A 531-nucleotide genomic window follows, 5' to 3' on the forward strand; every position below is an offset into this window, starting at 1 on the left:
TTCCAGAACCATTTGAGCTGAGTCTGATAATTAGTAGCCCAATCAGCGCCTGCAGAAGCCATTTTTCCGCCTGGAAGAGCTTGAGGCAAGCCGTAAGCTCCAGAAGGATTCATTGCGTTTACGCGTGGCGGTAAAATCAGCTTCGCTATAACCGTTGGAAAGAAGCCAATCATGCGCCCAATTTTGCATTTCTCCAGCTGGGACAGTAGTTCCGAGTGAAATATCTGCTGGCGATCCTGCAAGTTCGCCACCTGTTCCAACAAGTATGATCTTATCTTTAGGAGCTTTTTTAACGTAAGATGCAAATATGTTAGAAGATACTACTTTTTTGCCTACATGCGTAACAAGCTTAGCTGTTTCCATAACGCCATTGGTTAATATTGCCAGTGATACCAAGGCTGCGCGAGTAAGGTGATTGTCTTTATACGCTTCTTCGCCTATTAAAGCATGACTTAAATTAGCATGATTTAAATTATCATGATTTAAATCATCGCATTTGCTGCATTCAGTTTTGCCGCATTTGCTTTTATG

At 42.2% G+C, this 531-nt stretch carries 1 pseudogene; it reads right to left on the bottom strand.

The features are described from left to right. Positions 1 to 369, bottom strand: a pseudogene (locus BFS05_RS06550) (aggregation-promoting factor C-terminal-like domain-containing protein); the annotation flags it as partial. Positions 370 to 531 lie beyond the last annotated feature (162 nt).

Origin of the sequence: Gardnerella coleohominis (genome assembly GCF_002896555.1) — a bacterium.
GTDB lineage: Bacteria > Actinomycetota > Actinomycetes > Actinomycetales > Bifidobacteriaceae > Bifidobacterium > Bifidobacterium vaginale_F.